The organism is Pseudomonas cerasi, from assembly GCF_900074915.1.
In the GTDB taxonomy this organism is placed as follows: Bacteria; Pseudomonadota; Gammaproteobacteria; order Pseudomonadales; family Pseudomonadaceae; genus Aquipseudomonas; species Aquipseudomonas cerasi.
Genome location: NZ_LT222319.1, coordinates 3,370,778 through 3,392,858, shown reverse-complemented (window position 1 = coordinate 3,392,858; position 22,081 = coordinate 3,370,778). Strand labels below are relative to the sequence as shown.

Genomic DNA, 22,081 nt, shown 5'->3' with positions numbered 1-22,081 from the left:
ATGAATCAATATGTCCAAAAGCGGATCGTCGTAACCGGTTGCGGCATAGTCAGTCCCTTGGGGTGCGGAGTCGAGAAGGTATGGCACAGATTGTTGGGTGGCCGCTCGGGCATTAGCTTGCTGCCGGGCAGTGTCAGTGATGGCACCGGTGTTTCAGTCGCGGGCCAGGTGCCGACCCTCGGAGAAGACCCGGTTGCCGGGTATGCCCCGGATAGCGTGATCCCGATGAAAGAGCGCAAGAAGATGGACCGCTTCATCGAGTTCGCGCTCGTCGCTGCTCATGAAGCGCTCGCGCAGGCTGGTTGGCATCCTGACTCCGAGGTGGAACAGCAGCGAACGGCGACCGTCATTGCGTCGGGTGTCGGCGGTTTTGGCGCTATTGCCGACGCTGTGCGTGTCACGGATACACGTGGACCTCGCAGACTGTCGCCATTCACTGCGCCATCTTTTCTGGCGAACATGGCGGCTGGCCAGATTTCCATCCGTTATGGCTTTAAAGGTCCGTTGGGCGCCCCCGTGACTGCCTGCGCAGCCGGCGTGCAAGCCATTGGCGACGCAGCGCGGTTGATCAGAAGCGGTGAGGCCGACATTGCAATCTGCGGTGGTGCCGAGGCCGCCATCGATCGCGTCACGCTGGGGTGCTTTGCTGCGGCTCGTGCGCTTTCCACGAGCTTTACGGGTCGGCCGCAAGAGGCCTCACGCCCGTTTGACCGGGACCGTGACGGTTTCGTCATGGCTGAAGGGGCGGGCCTGCTGGTCATCGAATCACTGGAGCATGCCCTGGCGCGGGGCGCGACGCCGCTTGCGGAACTGACAGGCTACGGCACCAGTGCGGACGCCTATCACCTGACAGCCGGGCCGGAAGACGGTCGCGGTGCGCGCAGGGCAATGGAGCAAGCACTGCATCAAGGTGGCGCAGGGGTTGATGAGGTGCAGCATATCAATGCCCACGCCACCTCGACGCCTGTCGGTGACAAGGGTGAGCTGGCTGCCATTCGCTCATTGTTCGGCACTCGATCAGGCGTCGCCATCAGCTCTACAAAATCGGCCACCGGACATTTGCTGGGTGCGGCCGGCGGAATCGAGGCAGTTTTCACAGTGCTGGCACTGAGAGACCAAATCGTGCCACCCACATTGAACCTCATTCACCCGGACGAGGCTGCCGAAGGGCTTGACCTGGTGGCCATGGTCGCCCGAGAGACCCCAATCGTCCACGCCCTTTCAAACGGGTTCGGATTTGGCGGGGTCAATGCCAGCGTTCTTTTTCGGCGCTGGGAAGGCATGCCGTAAGTCGTTTCAGCCTGGAAAGTGCTCTGCAGTGGCCTGACTGCTCACTTGCGCCGCACCCGTGGCGCAAGTCCTGTCAATTGCTGACGAACGCATGCCCAGGCCAGGTGCAGCGCATTACGCAACGCCACTGCATCGGCGCTCATCATGCGTACGGACACGCCGCAATCGTTCGGCAATGCGCTGACGCCCTGGTAGCTATCGGCAACGTCGTGTAACGCTTCGCGCAACGTCCGTTTCAAATCCTCTATCGGCAAACCCTGGCCCACCAGCATGAACGTCGCCAAGGCTTGCCGTTGACCGCTCACACCAGGCAGTCGGCGTTGCAGGTCTGCGCCGGTCATTGCGAGTCGGTCACCGGCCAGCAGTTTTCCGGCCGGGCTGTAGACCTGCAGATCGGCGCGGTAAAAGTCGGGCAACCCTTCGCTGCCTGGAGGTGTGTGCAGGCAGAATGCGTCGCACAGCAACACTCTTGCGCCGGGGTGCAGCGTTACGTTTACCTGGCTATGCAGCCGCGTCTGTGGAAACAGAATGGTGGCCATCGGCAGGTACTCCAGCAGTGCATCGGCTTCGGCGACCAGCGTCACGGTCTGCTGCGCCGACTGCTCAAGCATGCTGTGCGCGACCGTCGCAGCGCCGGTGCTGACGTGCACTTGTGTGCCTGGCCCTGCGTGCAGACGCAGGTGCAGTTGTTCCCCGGCGAACAGGCCTCCCGAGCACGACTGCAGGTAGACCGCCGCCATGCCGGGCGGGTCTTGTGGGAGGGTCAGGTTACGGCCCAGATGGAAGGGGTAGCCGACTTCCTGACGAGACACATAACTGGCCCCGGAAGGCGCCTTGCTGAAAGCAATATGCGCCGTGCTTTTTGCCTGTGCGGGCAGTGACGATTGATGGGCGTTCATGTGCGGTCGAACAACACGGCACGGCTTATCGCTTCAACCACCGCGTCGACGCCTTCGCCGGTATTGCAGTTGGTAAACAGCACCGGCTGGCCGTTGCGCGCCTGCGCCGACTCGCGCCGCATGCGCGGCAGGTCGACCCCCACATAGGGTGCCAGGTCGTATTTATTGACCACCAGCAGGTCGCAGCTCAGCACGCCGGGTCCGCGTTTGCGCGGGATATCGTCACCGCCTGCGACATCGATGACGAAAATCCAGTAGTCCACCAGATCCAGCGAAAAGGTCGAGGCCAGGTTGTCGCCGCCGGATTCGATCAGCACCAGATCGAGATTGCCGAAGCGCGCCTCCAGCTCATCGGCCATTTGCAGGTTGAGGGTCGGGTCTTCACGAATGGCCGTGTGCGGGCAGGCACCGGTTTCCACCGCACGAACCCGCTGAGGATCGATCAGGCCGCTGCGCTGCACACGCTCGGCATCCTCGCGGGTCGCAAGGTCATTGGTGATGATCGCCAGCTCGGTGCCGCGCGCAATGAAGCGCGGGATCAGTTGTTCCAGCAGACGTGTCTTGCCCGAGCCGACCGGCCCGCCGATACCGACGCGCGCTGCGCCGGGATGAGGTTGGGCGTCGGTGTGCGGGGCGGATGCATTCAGAGGCAGGCTCATGTCGGGGTTCCTGTGCGGGAGGGTTTCAACGCAGCATGTAGCGTTGCGCAAGTGGCACTTCGCTGACCGGCTCGCAGTGCAGGCGCTCGCCGTCGGCATACACATCGAAGGTCTGCGGGTCGACGCGGATGTCCGGGCAGGCATCGTTGTGCAGCATGTCGGACTTGCGCAGGGTGCGAGTGCCGAACGCGGGCAGCAGTTGCTTCTTGAGCCCCAGGCGTGTCGCGGTGTCGGCCTCGACGGCAAGACGGTTGACGAAGTTGACTGACAGCGCCTGTTTGGCCTCGCCAAATGCGCCCCATTGCGGACGCATCACCAAGGGCTCGCAGGTGTACAGCGAGGCGGCGGAATCACCCATCACGGCGTGCACGATGAAGCCGCCCTTGACCACCAGCTCCGGCTTGATGCCGAAGAAGGCCGGCCGCCAGAGCACCAGGTCGGCCAGCTTGCCGGGCTCCAGAGAGCCGATGTAGCTGTCGATGCCGAATACCCGCGCGGCGTTGATGGTGTATTTGGCGATGTAACGCTTGATCCGTTCGTTGTCGCCCAGTGCCGTGGTTTCTTCCGGCAGGCGACCGCGCTGGTCTTTCATTTTCGACGCCAGTTGCCAGGTCCGGCAGATCACCTCGTTGATACGGCCCATGCCCTGGCTGTCGGAGCCCAGGATCGAAATGGCGCCGGTGTCGTGCAGGATGTCCTCGGCAGCGATGGTCTGCGGGCGCACCCGCGATTCGGCGAACGCCACGTCTTCCGGCACGTCCGGATTGAGGTGGTGGCAGACCATGATCATGTCCAGATGCTCGTCGAACGTGTTCACGGTGTAGGGGTTGGTCGGGTTGGTCGAGGAGGGGATGCAGTTGCTTTTGCCAGCGACGCTGATGATGTCCGGCGCATGCCCGCCGCCTGCGCCTTCGGTGTGGTACATGTGAATGGTGCGGTCGCCAATGGCCGCCAGCGTGTCTTCGAGAAACCCGGATTCGTTGAGGGTGTCGGTGTGCAACTGAACCTGAAAATCGTATTCGTCGGCGACTTTCAGGCAGGTGTCGATCACCGCCGGCATGGCGCCCCAGTCCTCGTGGATCTTCAGCCCCAGGCAACCGCCACGCAGTTGCCCGAGCAGCGATTCAGGCTTGCTGGAATTGCCGCGCCCCAGAAAACCGAAGTTGATCGGCCAGGCTTCGGCGGCCTGCAACATTTTGCCGACGTTCCATTCCCCGCCACAGTCGATGCCTACCGTGATCGGCCCCAGCGAGCCGCCGATCAGTGTGGTCAGGCCTGCCGCCAGCGCGTGATCGCAGAGTTGCGCCGAGTCGAAATGTACATGCACGTCAATACCGCCGGGGGTGACGATCAAGCCCTCGGCATCGCGTACGGTCGTGGCGACGCCGCAAATCAGTTGCGGGTGCACGCCGTCCATGATCTGCGGGTTGCCGGCCTTGCCAATGGCGACGATCTTGCCGTCCTTGATACCGATGTCGCCTTTGATGATGCCGATCACCGGGTCAATGATCAGCGCTTTGCAGATCAGCATGTCCAGGGCCCCGTCAGCGCTGTCGTGCCCGGGCATCAGGCCCATGCCGTCACGCAGCGTCTTGCCACCACCGTGCAGACACTCATCGCCAGGCACCGAGTGGTCGAACTCGACTTCGGCCAGCAACGAGGTGTCACCCAGGCGCACGGCATCGCCGGTCGTGGGGCCGTACATGGCGGCGTATTCCTTGCGTGTCATCGTTGCCATGCCTCAGGCTCCTTTGAAGAGTTGGGCGCGGGCACGCTCCAGCGCTGCGAGCTTGCAGGCCGGATCGTGCAGGTTGCCATTGGTCAGGCCACTGAAGCCGTGGATGTCGCCAGTTCCGCCAAACTGCACCAGTTGCACTTCGCGCAGCTCGCCGGGTTCGAAGCGCACCGCCGTGCCTGCGGGAATATCCAGGTGCATGCCGAAGGCACGTTCACGCGGGAAATCCAGCGCCTTGTTGACTTCGAAAAAGTGATAGTGACTGCCGATCTGCACCGGTCGGTCGCCGGTATTGATCGCGCGCAGGGTGGCGGTCGGCCGCTCGCCATTCAGGTGGATATCGCCGTCAGGTGAAAGAATCTCCCCCGGTGTCGGCATGACCGCCAGCGGCAGTCGGCCCGGCCGGATCGGTTGATGCACGGTGACCAGTTTGGTGCCATCCGGAAACGTGCCCTCGACCTGCAGCACCGGCAGCAGGTCGGCGACCCCTGGCATCACGTCATCGGTGTTGAGGATCGTCGAGCCGAAACCGATCAGCTCGGCGACGCTGCGCCCCTCACGTGCGCCTTCGAGGATCTCGTCGGCAATCAGGGCCGAGGCTTCCGGGAAGTTCAGGCGCAGGCCCTTGCTGCGGCGTTTGCGTGACAGCTCGGCGGCGGTGTACAGCGTGAGTCGTTCAAGCTCGGTGGGGGTCAGCAGCATGACAGGGCTCCCGGTAGGGTGGCTGGCTCAATTGGCAAACAGGCGCAGGTCCTGGGTTTCGTGACGCATCACGGCGATTTCGGCCATGGGTGTGAAGCCGCACGCGTCGTCTGGCTCAGGCGGTTCCTGCGCCAGCAGTTCGGTGATCAGCGGTTGAATATCGGTCAGCACTCGTTGCGCATCGATGTGGCCCATGACCCCGAGGCGTACGGCGGCGCTGACCAGCCCGGTGCACAAGGCGTGTGCGGCAGCCAGTTGGCAGTGATAGCGGTGCATGCCCAGGTGATTCCAGAGCAGGCCCTGCACCACGGGCAGATGGCCCGGTGTGTGGCCTGCCAGAATCTGCTGTTGATAGGACGCCGCGCCCGATGTGCCCAGCGCGACATGCACGCCCAGCAATGCCTGGCCGACACGTCGTGAGCCCTGGCGCAGTTCCTCGGCCAGGGTCAGTGCTTCGATCTGAGTGTCCAGAGCCATCAACGCCGGCTGGTCATCGGCCGCGTGCCAGGCGGCGAGCAGAAACACTCGATCAAAACTGTTCCAGCGATGGCGCAATTGGCCCTCGACGAAGCCATGTACCTCGGCACTGCGGCTATGGCGAACCGTTCGTTGCCGGCGCCGTGGCGCGACGATTTCGCCGTGACCGAGGTGTCCGTCAGCGACCAGCGTTTCCAGACCCCATGACCACGCCACCGCACCGCCGGGAAAGAAACTGTCGGCCTGCTGCAGGGCCAGCAACAGGCTGCTCGAGGCGTTCATGCGCGCTGCACCCGGCCGTCCGCGAGCATGGGCGCCAGACGCTCGAGGTAGTCAGCTTCCGGGCCGTTGAGCGGGATCTGCAAGGTGTCTCCGGCAAAGCGCACTGCCCAGTGCATGTTGCCGGCGAAATAACCCAGTTCCAGCGCGGCCGCCGCATCGCGTGGTTGCAGGTCGAGGTATTGCTGATCCTGCATTTGCACGACGATGGCGCGTTGACTGTCGAGCATCAGCACCGAGCCGTTGCGCAGGTGTTGGTGACGTTCCAGACGAATCGCGCAGTCGGTGCCCCGATCACTGGCCAGGCGCAGGCGATGGCGCTGAATGTCACTGCCGGACAGGCTCAGGGTTTCGACCTGACCGGCATGGCTCAGGTCATGCAGGCGGTCGGCGAGGGCAGGGTCGCTGGCCTGGCCCAGAATGCGGTCGAGTATCAGCATGGCGATGGCTCCCGTACGTTGTTCAGATTGTCAGGTAGCGCAGGATGCGCTCGCGGTCGACGGTTTCGCGGACTTCGCTGTGCACGAATTCGCCTTTTTCGATGATCAGGTAGCGGTCTGCCACCGCCATGGCGAACGACAGCACCTGCTCGGAAACAATCAGCGAAAACCCGCGTTCCTTTTTCAGCAGGTTGAGGGCTTTGGCGATGTCCTTGATGATCGACGGCTGGATGCCTTCGGTGGGCTCATCGAGGATCAACACCTTGGGGTTGGATACCAGCGCCCGGGCGATGGCCAGCTGTTGCTGCTGACCGCCGGACAGGTTGCCGCCCTTGCGTCGGCGCATCTCGAACAGCACCGGGAAGTATTCGAAGATGTAGTCGGGAATCGGCGCTGCGGGCGCACCCTGCATGCCGGTCAGGATGTTTTCCTCGACACTCAGGTAGGGGAAGATCATCCGCCCCTGAGGCACGAAACCGACCCCGGCGGCGACCCGCTCATAGCTCTTGCTGCCGGTCAGTTCCTGCCCGGCGAGGGTGATGCTGCCGCTGCGCGTCGGCAACATGCCGACCAGGCTTCTGAGCAGTGTGGTCTTGCCCATGCCGTTGCGGCCCATGACCGCGAGTGACTCGCCTGCCGCCAGCTCCAGGCTGAGGTCACGTAACACGTGACTGTCGCCGTAATACACGTTGAGGTGAGAGACATTCAGCATGTTCAGTGCCCCAGGTAGACGTCGATGACGCGAGGATCGTTCTGCACCTGATCCATCGAGCCGTAGGCCAGGGTCTTGCCCTGATGCAGGACGGTGACCTTGTCAGCCACCGATTTCACGAACTCCATGTCGTGCTCGATGATCACCATCGCGCGACCCTTGGCGATGAGCTTGAGCAGGCCAGCGGTTTTCTCCCGCTCGCCTGCGCTCATGCCGGCGACGGGCTCGTCGAGCAGCAGCAGTTCCGGGCGCTGCATCAACAGCATGCCGATCTCCAGCCACTGTTTCTGGCCGTGGGACAACAGCCCGGCCTTGCGTCCCAGCTGGTCCTTGAGAAAGATCATTTCGGCGGTCTGATCGATTTCGGCATTCAGCGCTGCGTTCTTCCCGGCGAACAGGCAGTTGAAGATGCCGCGCTTGTCCGGCGAGGAAATGTCGAGGTTTTCACGTACGGTGAGGTCTTCGTAGACCGACGGGTTCTGAAACTTGCGGCCCACGCCAGCGCGGGTGATCTGGTACTCGATCATGTTGGCCAGTTGCAGGTCCTTGAAGCGGATGCTGCCGGCACTCGGGCGGGTCTTGCCGCAGATCATGTCGAGCAGGGTGGTCTTGCCCGCGCCATTGGGCCCGATCACCACATGCACCTGGTTTTCCTCGACATAGAAATTGAGGTTGTCGACCGCCTTGAAACCGTCGAACGACACGGTCAGGTCTTCGACACTCAGTAACATCGCGCTCATGACTGCGCCTCCTTGTTGCTCAGGCGCTGCAGCAGTCCGGCCAGCCCGGTGGGCAGGAACAGCACGACGGCCATGAACAGGAAACCGATGAAGTACTGCCAGAAACTGACGAAGTTTTCTGACAGCCAGGTTTTGGCCGTGCCGATCAACAGCGTGCCGTACACCGCACCCACCAGCGAAAGGCGTCCACCCAGCGCGGCGTAGATGACGATCTCGGTGGACGGAATGATGCCCACCAGCGAGGGCGACGCCAGGCCGACCTGCAAGGTGAACATCACCCCGCCCAGCGCGGAAATCAGTGCGGCCACGGCAAAAATGAAGGCCTTGAACAGCGCAGTGTTGTAACCGGAGAAACGCACCCGGTCTTCGCGATCACGGATTGCCACGATCACCTTGCCCAGGCGGCTGCGCAGAATGAACCCGCACATCGCGACGCTGGCCAGCAGCAACAGTGTGGTGATCAGGTAGAGAATCCAGGGCGTCTGGGGCGTCTGCAGGCTCAGGCCGAAGGCGGTCTTGAAATCGGTCAGGCCGTTGACGCCGCCGGTGTAGCCCTGTTGGCCGATGATCATGATCGACATGATCGAGGCCAGTGACAGGGTAATGATCGAGAAGTACACGCCGCCCACGCGTTTTTTGAAGTAGGCATAACTGAACAGAAACGCCAGCAGTGCAGGCAGGATCAGGATCGCGGCCAGGGTAAAGGTCGCCGACTCGAACGGTTTCCACCACCAGGGCAGGGCTTCGACGCTGTTCCAGATCATGAAGTCCGGCAGTGCCGAACCGTAGAACGCGGCGAGGGCGCTGGCCGCTTCATCCGTGGCGGTGGCTTCGAGTTTGAGGTACATCGCCATCATGTAGCTGCCCAGGCCGAAGAAAATCCCCTGACCGAGGCTGAGGATGCCGCCGTAGCCCCAGATCATCACCATGCCCACTGCGCAGAACGCCAGGCTCAGGTATTTGCCGGCCAGCCCGAGGCGAAAATCGCCAAGTATCAGTGGCAACGCCACCAACAACAGCAGCGACAGCCAGATCAGGCTGTAGCGCTCGATCAGCGTCAACCAGCCACCCGCTGGCTTGCCTGCGCCCGGCACTGTGGCCTGCGGCCGCAGCGTCGGCTTTTCAGTCATGTCATTCATCTCAACGTCTCACTTTCGTGGCGAACAGGCCGTTGGGGCGGAAGAACAGCAGCACGATGACCACCAGCAGGGTGATCGCCTTGGCCATGGAGCCGGTGGTGAGGTATTCCAGCGAAACCTGGGTCTGGCCGATGGCGAACGCCGAAAGGAAGGTGCCCAGCAGGCTTTCCACGCCGCCGAACACGACGACGATAAAGGTGTCCACCAGGTACTGCTGACCGCTGACCGGGCCAGTGGAGGCGAGCATGGTGAATGAACTGCCGGCAATGCCCGCAAGGCCACAGCCCAGCGCGAAGGTCACCGAGTCGACCCGCGCGGTGTTGATCCCGGCTGCACCGGCCATGGCGCGGTTCTGGGTCACGGCGCGAATGCGCAGGCCCCAGCGACTGCGGTAGAGAAACAGGAACACCGCAGCGGCAATCACGAAGGTCAGACCAATGATGAAAATCCGGTTGAGGGGCAGCTCCAGCCCGTCGCTGATTTTCCATGCGCCCTGCAACCACTGCACGGTGGGCACGCTGACTTCCTTGGGGCCGAAGACCTGGCGAAACAGCTGCTGAAGGACCAGAGACAGCCCCCAGGTCGCCAGCAGGGTGTCGAGCGGTCGGTTGTACATGAAGCGAATGAAGCAGCGTTCCAGCAGTAGACCGAAGGCAAAGGTCACCACAAAGGCCATCCCGATGCCGATGATGAAATACCAGCCCATGAGCTCCGGAAAGTAGCGCTGAAACACCACGGAGGTGACGTAGGTCATGTATGAGCCCATCGCCATCAGTTCGCCGTGCGCCATGTTGATCACGCCCATCAGGCCGAACACGATGGTCAGCCCGAGTGCCATCAGCACCAGCACTGAAAACAGCGAGAACCCGCTGAAGACTTGCATTACCAGCGTATCGAGAGTCATGCCGTCGCTACCTGTTGCTGCACATTGACGAAAGCGGGCGCGAAGCGGATCGCGCCCGTGCCGGGATCAGAGTTTCGGAAAGGGGTTGGGCTCGATCGGTGCCGACTCGTAGATCACGTCGACCTGGCCCTGCGCATTGAGGGTGCCGATGCGCGCACGCTTCCACAGGTGGTGGTTGTCCTTGTGCACCTTGATCTCGCCTTCGGGCGCATCGAGGGTCAGCTCCGAGGACGCGGCGATTACTTTCGGCACGTCGAAACTGCCTGCTTTCTCGACGGCCTTTTTCCACAGGTACACTGCGGTATACGCCGCAGCCATCGGGTCACCGACGACGCGCTGCTGCCCGTAGCGTGTTTTGAAGGCCTGGACGAACTTCTCGTTGACCGGGTTTTTCAGGCTCTGGAAATAGCTCATGCAGGTCAAGAAGCCAACGAGGTTCTCCGCACCGATGCCGGTGACTTCCTCTTCGGTGATCGCCAGCCCCATCAGCGTCTGGTTACTGCTGTCGATACCCGCGGCCTTGAGCTGTTTGTAAAACGCCACGTTGGAGCCGCCGACGATGGTCGACAGCACGATGTCCGGCTTGGCCGCCTTGATCTTGTTGATCACCGAGGAAAACTCGATGGCCCCCAGCGGCAGATAGTCTTCGCCGACGATGGAGCCGCCCTGTTTGGTCACCGATGCCCGTGCCAGTTTGTTGGTGGTGCGTGGCCAGATGTAGTCGGAACCGACCAGGTAGACGCTTTTGCCCTTGTTGGCCATCAGCCAGGTGACGGCGGCAAGGGTCTGCTGCGAGGCTTCGGCACCGGTGTAGATAATGGCCGGGGATTTCTCCAGCCCTTCATAGAAGGTCGGGTAGTAGAGCAGGCCCTTGTTGCGCTCGAAGACTGGCAGCACCGCTTTGCGCGAGGCCGAGGTGAACGCGCCAAAGGTGACTGCGACGTGGTCGTTTTCCAGCAGCTTGCGCGCCTTCTCGGCGAAGGTCGGCCAGTCGCTGGCACCGTCCTCGACGATCGGCTCGATGGTTTTGCCCATCACGCCGCCACTGGCGTTGATCTCTTCGATGGCCAGTTTTTCTGCGTCGACCACCGAGGCTTCACTGATGGCCATGGTGCCGGTCAGCGAGTGGATGATGCCGACTTTCACAGTCTCGTCCGCCTGCGCCTGACCGATCAGGGAAAACGGCAGCAGGCTGATCGCACCCAGCAACAGAGCATGCTTGATCAAACGGCGTTTGTCGTTGTGCATTCACTTATCTCCCAGGAATGAAAAAAGCCCGACGTCCCGGCCAAATCAATGGGCGGGAGGTCAGGCTTTTATGCCGAATCTGGCGGGACAACTGCGTCCGATCCAGTCGTACGCGAGGTGTCTCCCTACTTGCCGAGAGGGGCGTAGGGCAAACAGCTGGCGCGATGTCTCAGGAGGAACGTAGCAAGGGCAATGCCAACTGGCGAAACGGCTGTTGGCGCGCGTTTCGAAACCCTGAGGCAGAGCATCCCTGCATTAATTGCACGCACACACCGACATGCGCCGCTTTGGCGCGAACAGGGCTCTAGCGCACCAAAAGCGTGAGGCGGAAGACGCTTTTTTTTTCGCGATATGTACTCATGCATAGGCTGAGATATTTTGCTTTGCAGGAGCGAACTAGTTCGCGAAAGCAATGTTCGAGGCAACATAAACCCCATGAATGCATGGCCGTCTTCGCCATCGAATTCGCTTCTCCCCGACGCGCCGCGTCACGTATGGCCCGCTCCCTGCATGGGCCTGCCCGACACCCTCGCAGGGTCTCTTGCCACACGCCCATTCTCGGCAAGTGTGGAAGGCCCCTCGCACGACTGGTCCTGACACTGTCGTCACGCCAGCCCCAGGCACAACCGCCTGAGAGCCACCGTTGAATCCACGGTTATTCGCTCAGTCTTCTTTTCAGGCTCCCGGCCACCTGCGGGCGTCTCATCTCACGTGAAAGGTTTATAGGCATGACTGACCCGTCGATCCGCATAGGAGGTCTGTTTTCCAATACCGGCGTCACCGCTGCCGGTGAGTGTTCAACAATGCGCGGCGCACAGTTTGCAATTCATCAGATCAATGCCGCCGGGGGCGTGAATGGCCGTCCTCTGGAACTGATCACCCGCAACCCGGATTCCACGCCTGCGCTGTTTGCCATGCATGTTGAATCGCTGATTCGCGAAGAGAATCTGCGGTTTTTCTTCGGTTGCTACACCTCGGCGGCGCGCAAGGCGGTATTGCCTGTCGTCGAACGCTACAACGCATTGCTGCTCTATCCGGTGTACTACGAGGGCTTCGAGTATTCGCGCAACATCATCTACACCGGCGCTACGCCGAATCACAATGCGGTGCCACTGGGCAGCTACATGTTCGATCACTTCGGCAGTCGCGTGCTGATGATCGGCTCCGAGTACGTCTACCCCTACGAAACCAACCGGTTGATGAGCGACCTGCTTTACGAGCGGGGTGGCAGCAAGCTGGGTGAGTACTACTTGCCACTGAAAAACGCCAGGGCAGAGGACTTCGCCAGGCTCATGGTCAAAGCTCGGGAGCTGAAACCCTCGTTCATTTTTTCGACAGTGGTCGGCGACACCATGGCCCACTTGTATCAGGCCTACGCTGATGCCGGTTTCGACCCAGCGGTCATGCCGATTGCCAGTGTCACTACCAGCGAAACCGACATTCAGCAGATGGGCGTCCATCTGGGCACCGGGCACATTTCGGCAGCGACCTATTTCCAGTCGATCGACACGCCGCTCAATCGCCAGTGCATTGCCCAGTATCGGGAAATGTTCGGCCAGCATCAGGTGACCGACCGCTGTTGGGAGGCCGCTTACTTTCAGGTCCATCTGCTGGCCAAGGCGATCGCCCGTGCAGGCAGTACCGAAGTGGAGAGTGTGTTGCAGACCATGCGCGGTCTGGAATACGACGCGCCTCAGGGACGGGTGCGTATCGATGAACACAATCACCATACCTACCTGTACTCGCGGATCGGCCGTGCCAATGCCGACGGGCAGTTCGACATCCTTTACGAAAGTCAGAAAGCGCTGAAGCCCGATCCGTATGCGGTGGCGCCTGACTTCAATGGCTGGTCCAGCCTGACCGGGAGGCGTCCATGACCCTGCGTGCCGCCAAGAAACGTTTGCGCAACGACAGCGCAGGCGGCATCAAGGACCTGCGCGATATCAGCGTGCTGGTGATGCATCCCGATGACGAAGACGGTCGCAACCTGATCGCTCAGTTGCAGCGCATTGGTTGTCAGGTGCGGGTGCAATGGCCGATTCCCGAACGTCTGCACAGCGAGGCTGACGTAATCGTACTGGCGGTATCGCCGGAAAGCCTGTCGACCAACACACCCTGGCTGCTGCACAGCTCGACACCACCGATCATTCCGGTGATCGCCTATGAAAACCCGATCATTGTCGAGGCGCTGGTGCAGCTCAACGCCTGCTCGGTGATTCCGTCGCCGGTCCGCTCGTTCGGCCTGCTGACTGCGCTGGCCATCACCCTCAGCCAGGCCCGCAAGACGCGGGAAAGGGAAAAGCATGTCAAGCGCCTGGAAGGGCGCATGGCGGTTATGCGTACCGTGCAGCAGGCCAAGATCATCCTGATGGAAACCAAGGGCCTGTCTGAAACGGACGCCTATAACGCGTTGCGTGATCAGGCGATGGCCAAGCGCGAGCCGGTGGAAAAAATCGCCGAGGCGCTGGTCAAGGCCCATGAACTGTTTCAACAAGCCTGTTCCTGACAGGTTGCAGACAAGCTTCGAGTATCGGGCGCCACGCCTGATCCTCTTCTGCGTGGACGGTTGCCATACGCCCTGAACCGGCAGGTATGGAACACCGCGTGGCGACCGGCGTGGACAACGACGTCCTCCGGATCGAGCCCAGGCCTGTGCGCCCCTGCGCAGGCGGCTCCAGTCAATGACGGCCTGAACCCGGGCTGTCCTTACCGTTATCTGGAGAACACCATGTCCGTAAAACGCCCCAGCAAAGCCGACTTTCTGATTGCCGCCCAGGACCATGGCTACGACCTGTCAGACAGCCAGATGGAGTCGTTCCTCAGTCTTGCAGACGAAACCCTGGGTTCCTACGAAGCCATTGATGCCCTGTACGCTGCCCATGTCGCCCAGCCTGCGCCGTTGCGCGAACACAGCAAACCGGCTGCCGCCGAGAACCCGTACGGTGCCTGGTACGTCAAGACCCACATTGCCGGTGCTGCCAGTGGCCCGTTGGCGGGCAGAACGGTGGTCATCAAGGACAACGTCTCAGTGGCCGGCGTACCGATGGCCAACGGCTCACTGAGCCTTGACGGTTACGTGCCGTCCGAAGACGCCACGGTGGTCAAGCGTCTGCTGGCCGCCGGAGCGACGGTCATCGGCAAGTCGGTGTGCGAAGACCTGTGTTTCTCCGGCGCCAGTTTTACCTCGGCCACCGGCGCGGTGAAAAACCCCTGGGACCTGACCCGTAACGCCGGCGGTTCATCCAGCGGCAGTGCCGTGCTGGTCGCCCTGCAGGAAGTGGACATGGCCATCGGTGGCGATCAGGGTGGATCGATCCGCATGCCGTCGGCGTGGAGCGGCATCGTCGGACACAAGCCCACCTATAGCCTGGTGCCTTACACCGGCGCCTTCCCGATTGAACGGACCATCGACCATGTCGGCCCGATGGCCAATAACGTGCGCGACTGCGCAATCATGCTCGATGTGATCGCCGGCGCCGACGGGCTCGACTCAAGGCAGAAAAACCCGCCAGCCGTCAGTTGCGTCGCGACCCTCGATCAAGGCGTTGCGGGCCTGAAAATAGGCCTGCTGAGTGAAGGCTTCGCGATTCCCGGCATGTCCGAGCCGCAGGTTGACGCACTGGTTCGCGCCGCCGTGGCTCAGCTGGAAAGTCTCGGTGCGACGGTCGGTGACGCCAGTGCGCCGTGGCACCGCGGGGTGGCGCTGGACATGTGGAATGTCATCGCCACCGATGGCGCGGCGTACCAGATGCTGCAAGGCAACGGTTATGGCATGAATGTCGACGGCTATTACGACCCCGAGATCATGAGTTACTTCGGTGCCAAGCGTCGCGAACACGCCAATGCGTTATCCAGCAGCGTGCGTGCCGTGGCGCTGACCGGGCATTACAGCCTGAAAAACCAGCACGGTGCGTACTACGCCAAGGCGCGGATGCTGGTGCCAGAGCTGACCCGTCAATACGATGAAGCCTTCAAGCAGTTCGACGTGCTGGTCATGCCGACCATGCCGTTCGTGGCCACCACGCTGACCGCCGCCGACGCGCCAATTGAAGAGTACGTGCATAGCGCGTTGAACATGCTGGCCAACACCGCACCGTTCGACCTGACCGGCCACCCGGCCACGTCGATACCGGCCGGTCTGGCCGACGGACTGCCGGTCGCCATGATGATCGTCGCGCCGCGCTTCAAGGATGCCCTGGCGTTGCGTGTCGCGCAGGCTTATGAAACCGCTCGCGGAGCGTTTCCAACGCCGCCGGGTGTTTGAGTTCAGCGTTTGAACGGGGGCATACATTACTCGAGGTGAGTGTGTATGCACCCGTGACACCTCCACACTTCGCGCCTTGTACAGCAAATCGGTTGCGGATAACGCACTGGCGACCTGTACGTCATCCCCGACCTTGGTTATCAGCACCTCACGGCCAGGTCTACGCCTTGCTCAAGTACCTGATCGGGTCGCAACGAACAACTATTGATCCTGGGCAAAACCTGCACGTCTACAGATTTCAAGGTGACGAAAATAATTGATATGTCGGTGATCCGGCCGATATAGGCCTACGTATGCAGCGCTCTGTTTACCCAAGTCTTGTAGAACAGGAGTTCCATGGATCCACGTCTTGCTGGACTTTCCTTTTTGCTGACCCTGGGCTGGACTGGCGCCGTGATTCTCGTCATCTGGTTTTACTCTTGATAGCGGCGAGGTGTTCAAAGCGGGTAAAGGCGTGATGCACGAAGCGCTCTTGGCCGACCACCGGCTGGGCCAAAGGATACGTATCTGTGTAGTGGCGACCCGCCGGCCCTAAAGCTGTTCCAATTGATGCCGATGTTAATGCTGTAGCTATATCCCAACTGGGATCAGTCGTTCCATCGGCGCTGATGAACTGACGGTTTGCGCTATGGAAGGCATTGAAAAAGACGATTAACCGGCTTGACCGGCAGCCTCCATAGTCCGCACATCGGTGTGTCTGACAGGGCTCGCAGAGACCGGGGCTTTATAACAATACTTCCACAGATGCTTACTCGCAGAGTACTTCCACATGTCGACCACAATTGAAAGCACCTACAGGGACCGGGCCGGGCTGGAACTTGATCTTCAATCGCTGTTGACGGCCATTGACCGTTCCCAGGCGATGATCGAGTTCGATCTTGAAGGCAATATCCTGCGGGCCAATACCAATTTTCTGGATTGCGTCGGTTATCGGCTGGATGAGGTCCAGGGTCGGCATCACCGTATGTTCTGCACGCCGGAATATGCGTCCAGCGTCGAATACGCGACGTTTTGGGAAAAACTGGGCAAGGGCGCTTTCGACGAAGGGCAGTACAAGCGCCTGGGCAAGAACGGGCGCGAGATCTGGTTGCAGGCCACTTATAACCCGGTGTTTGACGAGCAAGGCAATCCGTTCAAGGTGGTGAAGTTCGCCACGGACGTGACTGCGCAGCGCAAGTCCAATGCTGAGTACGAAGGCAAGGTTGCGGCCATCGATCGCTCGCAGGGTGTCATCGAATTCGACCTTAACGGTCGCGTGCTCACCGCCAACGAAAACTTTCTCAAGGTCCTGGGTTATCGTCTGGACGAGATTCAGGGTCAGCACCATCGCATGTTCTGCGAAGACGACTACCTGAACAGTCCGGCCTATCGTGCCTTCTGGGCCAAGCTCGAACGTGGCGAGTATGACTCCGGCGAATACAAGCGCATCGGCAAGAACGGTCGCGAGTTGTGGATCAGCGCCACTTACAACCCGATATTCGACCCGGATGGTCGTCCTTACAAGGTCGTGAAGTTCGCCAACGATGTGACCGAGAGCCGCATTCGTCAGGCTGAGTCCGCGGGCAAGGTGACAGCCATTGAACGTTCTCAGGCGGTGATCGAATTCGATCTGACGGGCAAGGTGCTGCATGCCAACCGCAATTTTCTGGCGGTATTTGGCTACGAGCTCGATGAAATCGTCGGCGAGCACCACCGCATGTTCTGCTCCGAGGAATTTGTCAGCAGCCTGCAGTATCGTGAGCTCTGGGAGAAGCTGGGGCGCGGCGAGTACGACGCCAACGAATACAAGCGCAAGCGCAAGGACGGTAAGGAGATCTGGATTCAGGCCACCTACAACCCGATTTTCGATGCGCAGGGCAAACCCTACAAGATCGTCAAATTCGCGCTCGACGTGACAGATGCCAAGGAAACCAGCGTCGAGGACCAGGGCAAGGTGAATGCCATCGACCGCGCCCAGGCCGTCATCGAATTCGACATGGCCGGCAACATCATCACCGCCAATGCCAACTTCCTCAAAGCGCTGGGTTATGGCCTTCAGGAAATCAAAGGCAAGCACCACCGTATCTTCTGTGAGGAAGAATACGTGCGCGGCACCGAGTACCGTGAATTCTGGCACGGGCTGGGGCAGGGCGAGTTCTACTCCGGGCGCTTCATGCGCGTCAGCAAATACGGGCAGAAAATCTGGATTCAGGCGACGTACAGCCCGATTTTCGACCACGACGGCTTGCCGTTCAAAGTGGTGAAATTCGCTACTGACATTACCCGTCAGGTCGAGATGGAACAGGCGATAGAGGCCAAGACACGCGCCATGGGCGAGTCGGTGAAAGCACTGATGAATGCCATTTCCTATGTGGCACAGAGTACCGAGACGGCCACCGATCTGGCCAGAATGACGCGTGAGCAGGCCAGCACCGGTTCGCAGACGCTGGTCAAGGCCTCCGACGCGATGGACATGATTGCCAAGTCCGCCGAGGGTATTCAGGACATTATTCAGGTGATCAGCGAGATCGCCAGTCAGACCAACATGCTGGCCTTCAACGCGGCTATCGAAGCAGCCAGGGCCGGTGAACATGGCCTGGGCTTTTCGGTAGTCGCCGACGAGGTGCGCAAGCTGGCCGAGAAGTCTTCGCGTGCGACCAAGGAAATCAACAAGCTGATTCTGGAAACGGTCAGCCGGATCGAGTCGGGCAACGAGATTTCGCGCAGTGCGGGCGAAGCTTTCGAACACATCGTGGAAGGCGTGATGCAGACCACTCAGGCGATTGACGGGATCAACACGGCGACAGAGAAGCAACGTCTGTCGGCGCAGGAAGTCGAGACACTGATCGTCGAGCTGCATAAAGCCAACCTGACCGGCTACACCCAGACTCTGGACAAGGTATCCATCGGACAACCTGCATGAGCAGCCTGAATGCCTATGGCGTCGTGCAGATCAACGGTGTGTATCTGGCGGTGGTTGCCGATGCGTTGATGGAGGCCGTGCACTGGCCTGCTGATCTGCATCCCCATCCATTGACACGGGGAGCGCTGCGTGGGGTATTTACCTTGCGTGGCAAACCGGTGCCATTGGTCGACCTGCGGGCTCAATTGGCGGAGGGCGGCGATATGTCTTCGCCGACGCCACTGGTGGCGATTCTCAAGTACGGCGGTGGATACCTCGGGCTGGCGATTGACGCTGTGTGCGACATTCTCAAGGCCCGTGATTCTCAGTTCAGTCCACTGGGACCAGCGGGCAGCGGTGTCGGCTTGCTGCCCTCTCTGCTGCTCGGCGCCGAAGAGTCGCGGATGATCTACAAGCTTGACCTCGACTTCATGAGTGGTTTGCCAGGCGTGATGTTCGCTGCCGATCCGAGCGCGCAAGTGCTCAAGGACGAGGCACTGGCCGCCAAGGGCCGCTTGCTGCATTACCTGGTGTTTGAGTGCGACGGCCGCAACTTCTGTATCGATGCGAGCGTTGTGACCGAGTTGGTGGACGATCCCGAGATCACGGCGTCGGATTTTGCCAGTGACTGCTGCTTCGGCGTCACCTCGGTGCGTGGCACCAAGGTCCCGGCGCTCAACCTGTCAGAAGTGCTTGGCCTGGACCACCAGCGTCAGACGTCCAAGCCGCAGTTGCTGCTGTTGACTGCGCCGGACGGGCGGGTGTGCGGGTTTGGCTACGACCGCATGGTCGCCATTCAGCGTCAGGATCCGGACAGCCTGTTGGCGGCACCGCATTATGGCCTGCCGCACCCAGAGCTGCTGGCCGGGGTAATGAACCTGGAAGAGGGGCAGCAGGCCTTGTTGCTCGATCATCCGATGCTGTTGCAGCGCCCGGAAGTCAAAAGCTACACCCAGGTTTACCAGCACGACGTCAAACCTGCCCAGGCCTCGCACGATGTGACCAAGGCCATGCTGCGCCACGCCTGCCTGCTGTTCGATGCGCCGACCCGCTTCGTGGCACCGTTGAGCCAGATCGTGGAGATCATGAGCATGCCGCAGCAATTGATCGGCCTGTCGCAGCCGGAAACGCATTTGCTGGGACAGTTCAATCTGCGCGGCGAACAGGTGCCGCTGATCTGCCTGAGCAGTCTGCTGGGCGAAGGCGCACAGGTCCAGGGCGAAGCGTCGCGTGTATTGATCGTGCGTGGCGAGCGGCTGTGCTTCGGTTTTGCAGTGAACCGCGTCGATGCGATCGACGCGTTCAATCAGTTCGATCCGGCCATGCTGGAACAAGGCTGGCAAGCCAGTACTGGCAAGGGCATTTCGGTCAATGACCGGGTCCGCTCGCTGGTCAGCGTCGGCAGTCAGGAGCGCAGTTGGCGTGCGACCCTGCTTGATCTGCAGGGCCTGGCCCGACAGTTGGAATGCAACGTTGATCAGCGCCGCAGTGTGCAATCAGTCTGAACCGAATGCTCCGCGCGTGGCCTTATTTGAGTGTTCACCAGCGGAGTCAACGACCATGACTGACAAGAAAGACGAGAAAAAACCGGAACCGCAAAGCGACGTGCCCTCGCACTCGACGCCCGAAGAAAAGGAACGCCTGAAAGACTTCAACAAGGACGGCATCCCGCCTGGGGTTTGCTGACCGCTGTTGAATGCTTTTCTTAAACGCCCGGCCCACACAGGCCGGGCGTTTTCGTGTCAGGCCTTTGTGCTTCAATCGCCGCCTTTGGCGAAGTCCAGCAGCCCGGCACCCTCCATCCGGTAGCGAACCCATTCACTTTGCGGCGCAGCGCCGATCGCTTCGTAGAACTTGATGGCTGGCTCGTTCCAGTCCAGCACGCTCCACTCCAGGCGACCACAATCGTTGGCTACCGCTTCGCGAGCGATATGTCGAAGCAGTGCGCGTCCGGCACCGATGCTGCGCTTCTCAGGAGTGATGTACAGGTCTTCCAGATACACGCCGTTGCGTCCCAGCCAGGTCGAGTAACTGTAGAAATAAACGGCATAGCCAATGGGTTGGCCGTCATGCAGGCACATCAGCGCCCTGGCCGGTGCGTTGTCGGCGAACAGGCTGCGTTGAATGTCGTTGGTACTGGCCTTGACCTCATGCCCTGCGCGTTCATAGATGGCAAGTTCGGTAATGAACGTCAGAATCTGACTGGCATCAGAGGCAGTGGCTGGACGGATTTCGAGGGACACGGAGGGCAATCCTTGGCTAATGGGCGCAGCATGATAGCCGCACTCGCCAGGCGCTCGATAGTCAGGCGTCACGCAGCAGGTCGTTGGCGTTGAGCAACTGATAGGCGATCTGTGGACGTGCTTCCAGGGCGCGGCGGATGGCGGCAGGTATCGATTGACGCGTCTTGCGACACAGCCCGACCTTTTCCTCGACGACAATGCTGATGCCACGCATGGTGCGCACTTCATTGAAGCCCGGCGCGACGTCGACACGCACGCCCAGTTGCTGGAAAATCTTGCGCTGCATGTGCTCCAGATCTTCCAGACTTTCGATACGCTCCAGGCGATCCAGCAGGGTTTTTTCTGCGTCGCGGGACAGCAGCAGAATCCGCAGGTCTGCACCTTCCGCATCCAGCAGCTCGCGCTTGCAGTCGCAAGCGCCGGGCGGACAGGGGTTACGGATTTTCAGAGGGGCGTTCATGGGCGCAGCATAACGACTGACAAGGGCGTCTGACCATACCTCCGTGCGTGTCCGCAGCGCACGTAAAAGTCCGTCCACTGCGATATTCGCGCCGCCTCGCCGAGGCCTTACAGGTTCCGGATCAATTCGGCCATTTCATCTCGCCCTTGATGACTTTTGCACTCATCTCCAGCGAAGCCGGTTCGGCCAGTTGCGGCCAGGCTTTGTGCATGGCGTCGATCAGGGTGGTGGAATCCTTGGCTTTGGCGGCCTGTTCTTCGAAGGACTTCAGGTAGTCGGCGGTGAATGTCACAGCCTGGGTGCCTGACGGAATCTTGCCCAGGTAATGACCCGGAATTACGGTGGCCGGTTTCAGCGCCTCGATGCCTTTGAGTGTCGCGAGCCAGTCCTGACGCGATTTCGGGCTTTGCGTGTCAGCGACCCAGACATGGATGCCGCTGGAGACCACGACACCGCCAACCACTGCCTTGAGGGAGGGAATCCATACGTAACTGCGCTCGGGTGCCGGGCCGTTAAGGCCTTTGATCTGCAATGGTTGGCCTTCAAGCGTCAGGTGGTCGTCCTTGAGCTCTTCCGGCACAACCAGGCTGGTTGGCGCATTGTCCTTGAGAATCGGGCCCCAGTAGGCGAGTTTGCCCTGCATCGAAGCCTTGATCGCCTTCACGGTAGGCGCGCTGGCGACGATCTTCGCTTCGGGGAACGCGGCTTTGATGACGTCCAGACCGAAGTAGTAGTCCGGGTCGCTGTGGCTGATGTAGACGGTGGTGAGTTGCTTGCCGCTGGCCTTGATCTTTTGCACCAGGGCCTCGGCGTCGTTGCGCTGGAACTGCGCATCGATGAGCACCGCGTCATGCTTGCCGGTGATCAGTTCGGATGAAACCGGGAAGACGGCTTTTTCAGCCGGGTGGTATACCTCGATCGCCAAGGGAGCGGCGGCCTGGGCTGCGAGAGGGAACAGAGCGGCGAAGGACAGGGCAAGCAGGGATTTGCGCGGCATGGGATACGACCT

The 22,081-nt window shown here is 60.9% G+C and carries 21 protein-coding genes; 7 read left to right on the top strand and 14 right to left on the bottom strand.

Going from position 1 to position 22,081, the window contains the following annotated elements; genetic code table 11:
* Positions 1–1,290: a beta-ketoacyl-ACP synthase II gene (gene fabF, locus PCPL58_RS17575; RefSeq protein ID WP_065350040.1), complete on the top strand. Its 1,290-nt coding sequence runs from the start codon at positions 1–3 to the stop codon at positions 1,288–1,290.
* A 41-nt stretch (positions 1,291–1,331) separates the two neighbouring features.
* Here fabF and PCPL58_RS17570 read toward each other — a convergent pair whose 3' ends face one another.
* From PCPL58_RS17570 to urtA, 11 genes are all read right to left on the bottom strand, one after another.
* Positions 1,332–2,189 carry an urease accessory protein UreD gene (locus PCPL58_RS17570; protein ID WP_003367052.1) on the bottom strand — a complete coding sequence of 286 codons (858 nt, stop codon included), beginning with the start codon at positions 2,187–2,189 and terminating at the stop codon, positions 1,332–1,334.
* Entirely contained in the window at positions 2,186–2,848 is a 663-nt protein-coding gene (gene ureG / locus PCPL58_RS17565; RefSeq protein ID WP_003367054.1) for an urease accessory protein UreG, read from the bottom strand. The genes PCPL58_RS17570 and ureG overlap by 4 nt, the downstream gene beginning before the upstream one ends.
* A 25-nt stretch (positions 2,849–2,873) precedes the next feature.
* On the bottom strand, positions 2,874–4,586 hold the full coding sequence (ureC, locus tag PCPL58_RS17560) for an urease subunit alpha (RefSeq protein WP_065350039.1): 1,713 nt from the start codon (positions 4,584–4,586) through the stop codon (positions 2,874–2,876).
* Between the two features lie 3 nt (positions 4,587–4,589).
* Entirely contained in the window at positions 4,590–5,285 is a 696-nt protein-coding gene (locus PCPL58_RS17555; protein ID WP_003367059.1) for an urease subunit beta, read from the bottom strand.
* A 27-nt stretch (positions 5,286–5,312) separates the two neighbouring features.
* Entirely contained in the window at positions 5,313–6,044 is a 732-nt protein-coding gene (locus PCPL58_RS17550) for an urease accessory protein UreF (RefSeq protein ID WP_065350038.1), read from the bottom strand.
* Positions 6,041–6,481 (bottom strand): urease accessory protein UreE, encoded by a 441-nt coding sequence (gene ureE / locus PCPL58_RS17545; protein ID WP_003432977.1) that lies wholly within the window; start codon positions 6,479–6,481, stop codon positions 6,041–6,043. The genes PCPL58_RS17550 and ureE overlap by 4 nt, the downstream gene beginning before the upstream one ends.
* Positions 6,482–6,503: 22 nt before the next feature.
* Entirely contained in the window at positions 6,504–7,193 is a 690-nt protein-coding gene (gene urtE / locus PCPL58_RS17540) for an urea ABC transporter ATP-binding subunit UrtE (RefSeq protein WP_003432976.1), read from the bottom strand.
* Positions 7,194–7,195: 2 nt separating this feature from the next.
* Complete coding sequence (gene urtD, locus PCPL58_RS17535; RefSeq protein ID WP_003367067.1) at positions 7,196–7,933, bottom strand: urea ABC transporter ATP-binding protein UrtD; 738 nt, start codon at positions 7,931–7,933, stop codon at positions 7,196–7,198.
* Complete coding sequence (urtC, locus tag PCPL58_RS17530) at positions 7,930–9,072, bottom strand: urea ABC transporter permease subunit UrtC (RefSeq protein ID WP_003432974.1); 1,143 nt, start codon at positions 9,070–9,072, stop codon at positions 7,930–7,932. Before urtC ends, urtD begins: the two co-directional genes overlap by 4 nt.
* A gap of 1 nt (position 9,073) precedes the next feature.
* Positions 9,074–9,976, bottom strand: coding sequence for an urea ABC transporter permease subunit UrtB (gene urtB, locus PCPL58_RS17525; protein ID WP_003432973.1), 903 nt, complete (start codon positions 9,974–9,976; stop codon positions 9,074–9,076).
* 66 nt (positions 9,977–10,042) lie between these two features.
* Entirely contained in the window at positions 10,043–11,224 is a 1,182-nt protein-coding gene (urtA, locus tag PCPL58_RS17520) for an urea ABC transporter substrate-binding protein (protein WP_016567925.1), read from the bottom strand.
* 728 nt (positions 11,225–11,952) lie between these two features.
* Here urtA and PCPL58_RS17515 point away from each other — a divergent pair.
* The 6 genes from PCPL58_RS17515 to PCPL58_RS32340 all read left to right on the top strand — a co-directional run bounded on the left by PCPL58_RS17515 (position 11,953) and on the right by PCPL58_RS32340 (position 20,055).
* Positions 11,953–13,101 (top strand): transporter substrate-binding domain-containing protein, encoded by a 1,149-nt coding sequence (locus PCPL58_RS17515; RefSeq protein ID WP_004412535.1) that lies wholly within the window; start codon positions 11,953–11,955, stop codon positions 13,099–13,101.
* Complete coding sequence (locus PCPL58_RS17510) at positions 13,098–13,730, top strand: ANTAR domain-containing response regulator (protein WP_003367076.1); 633 nt, start codon at positions 13,098–13,100, stop codon at positions 13,728–13,730. Before PCPL58_RS17515 ends, PCPL58_RS17510 begins: the two co-directional genes overlap by 4 nt.
* Positions 13,731–13,952: 222 nt before the next feature.
* The gene (locus PCPL58_RS17505; RefSeq protein ID WP_065350037.1) at positions 13,953–15,488 is read left to right on the top strand and encodes an amidase; all 1,536 of its coding nucleotides are present in this window, start codon (positions 13,953–13,955) and stop codon (positions 15,486–15,488) included.
* 769 nt (positions 15,489–16,257) lie between these two features.
* Positions 16,258–18,390: a methyl-accepting chemotaxis protein gene (locus tag PCPL58_RS17500; protein WP_065350036.1), complete on the top strand. Its 2,133-nt coding sequence runs from the start codon at positions 16,258–16,260 to the stop codon at positions 18,388–18,390.
* A complete protein-coding gene (locus tag PCPL58_RS17495) occupies positions 18,387–19,874 on the top strand; it encodes a chemotaxis protein CheW (RefSeq protein WP_044308321.1) in 1,488 nt (495 codons plus the stop codon). The genes PCPL58_RS17500 and PCPL58_RS17495 overlap by 4 nt, the downstream gene beginning before the upstream one ends.
* A gap of 55 nt (positions 19,875–19,929) precedes the next feature.
* Entirely contained in the window at positions 19,930–20,055 is a 126-nt protein-coding gene (locus PCPL58_RS32340) for a hypothetical protein (protein ID WP_083188418.1), read from the top strand.
* Between the two features lie 71 nt (positions 20,056–20,126).
* Here the strand turns inward: PCPL58_RS32340 and PCPL58_RS17490 are convergent, their stop codons facing one another.
* The 3 genes from PCPL58_RS17490 to PCPL58_RS17480 form a co-directional block, all read right to left on the bottom strand.
* Positions 20,127–20,612 (bottom strand): GNAT family N-acetyltransferase, encoded by a 486-nt coding sequence (locus tag PCPL58_RS17490; RefSeq protein WP_003367094.1) that lies wholly within the window; start codon positions 20,610–20,612, stop codon positions 20,127–20,129.
* Positions 20,613–20,673: 61 nt separating this feature from the next.
* Entirely contained in the window at positions 20,674–21,072 is a 399-nt protein-coding gene (locus PCPL58_RS17485) for a hypothetical protein (RefSeq protein ID WP_003367095.1), read from the bottom strand.
* A 121-nt stretch (positions 21,073–21,193) separates the two neighbouring features.
* Positions 21,194–22,069, bottom strand: coding sequence for an MBL fold metallo-hydrolase (locus PCPL58_RS17480; RefSeq protein ID WP_065350035.1), 876 nt, complete (start codon positions 22,067–22,069; stop codon positions 21,194–21,196).
* Between the last annotated feature and the right edge of the window lie 12 nt (positions 22,070–22,081).

What these genes read in the sequence shown, in the direction of transcription:
- urtC (WP_003432974.1), bottom strand. Translation starts at nt 9,072, where the DNA reads ATGAATGACATGACTGAAAAGCCGACGCTGCGGCCGCAGGCCACAGTG.
- fabF (WP_065350040.1), top strand. Translation starts at nt 1, where the DNA reads ATGAATCAATATGTCCAAAAGCGGATCGTCGTAACCGGTTGCGGCATA.
- ureG (WP_003367054.1), bottom strand. Translation starts at nt 2,848, where the DNA reads ATGAGCCTGCCTCTGAATGCATCCGCCCCGCACACCGACGCCCAACCT.
- PCPL58_RS17485 (WP_003367095.1), bottom strand. Translation starts at nt 21,072, where the DNA reads ATGAACGCCCCTCTGAAAATCCGTAACCCCTGTCCGCCCGGCGCTTGC.
- urtA (WP_016567925.1), bottom strand. Translation starts at nt 11,224, where the DNA reads ATGCACAACGACAAACGCCGTTTGATCAAGCATGCTCTGTTGCTGGGT.
- PCPL58_RS17505 (WP_065350037.1), top strand. Translation starts at nt 13,953, where the DNA reads ATGTCCGTAAAACGCCCCAGCAAAGCCGACTTTCTGATTGCCGCCCAG.
- PCPL58_RS17495 (WP_044308321.1), top strand. Translation starts at nt 18,387, where the DNA reads ATGAGCAGCCTGAATGCCTATGGCGTCGTGCAGATCAACGGTGTGTAT.
- PCPL58_RS17570 (WP_003367052.1), bottom strand. Translation starts at nt 2,189, where the DNA reads ATGAACGCCCATCAATCGTCACTGCCCGCACAGGCAAAAAGCACGGCG.
- urtB (WP_003432973.1), bottom strand. Translation starts at nt 9,976, where the DNA reads ATGACTCTCGATACGCTGGTAATGCAAGTCTTCAGCGGGTTCTCGCTG.
- PCPL58_RS32340 (WP_083188418.1), top strand. Translation starts at nt 19,930, where the DNA reads ATGACTGACAAGAAAGACGAGAAAAAACCGGAACCGCAAAGCGACGTG.
- PCPL58_RS17550 (WP_065350038.1), bottom strand. Translation starts at nt 6,044, where the DNA reads ATGAACGCCTCGAGCAGCCTGTTGCTGGCCCTGCAGCAGGCCGACAGT.
- ureE (WP_003432977.1), bottom strand. Translation starts at nt 6,481, where the DNA reads ATGCTGATACTCGACCGCATTCTGGGCCAGGCCAGCGACCCTGCCCTC.
- PCPL58_RS17515 (WP_004412535.1), top strand. Translation starts at nt 11,953, where the DNA reads ATGACTGACCCGTCGATCCGCATAGGAGGTCTGTTTTCCAATACCGGC.
- PCPL58_RS17500 (WP_065350036.1), top strand. Translation starts at nt 16,258, where the DNA reads ATGTCGACCACAATTGAAAGCACCTACAGGGACCGGGCCGGGCTGGAA.
- urtD (WP_003367067.1), bottom strand. Translation starts at nt 7,933, where the DNA reads ATGAGCGCGATGTTACTGAGTGTCGAAGACCTGACCGTGTCGTTCGAC.
- urtE (WP_003432976.1), bottom strand. Translation starts at nt 7,193, where the DNA reads ATGCTGAATGTCTCTCACCTCAACGTGTATTACGGCGACAGTCACGTG.
- PCPL58_RS17510 (WP_003367076.1), top strand. Translation starts at nt 13,098, where the DNA reads ATGACCCTGCGTGCCGCCAAGAAACGTTTGCGCAACGACAGCGCAGGC.
- PCPL58_RS17555 (WP_003367059.1), bottom strand. Translation starts at nt 5,285, where the DNA reads ATGCTGCTGACCCCCACCGAGCTTGAACGACTCACGCTGTACACCGCC.
- PCPL58_RS17480 (WP_065350035.1), bottom strand. Translation starts at nt 22,069, where the DNA reads ATGCCGCGCAAATCCCTGCTTGCCCTGTCCTTCGCCGCTCTGTTCCCT.
- ureC (WP_065350039.1), bottom strand. Translation starts at nt 4,586, where the DNA reads ATGGCAACGATGACACGCAAGGAATACGCCGCCATGTACGGCCCCACG.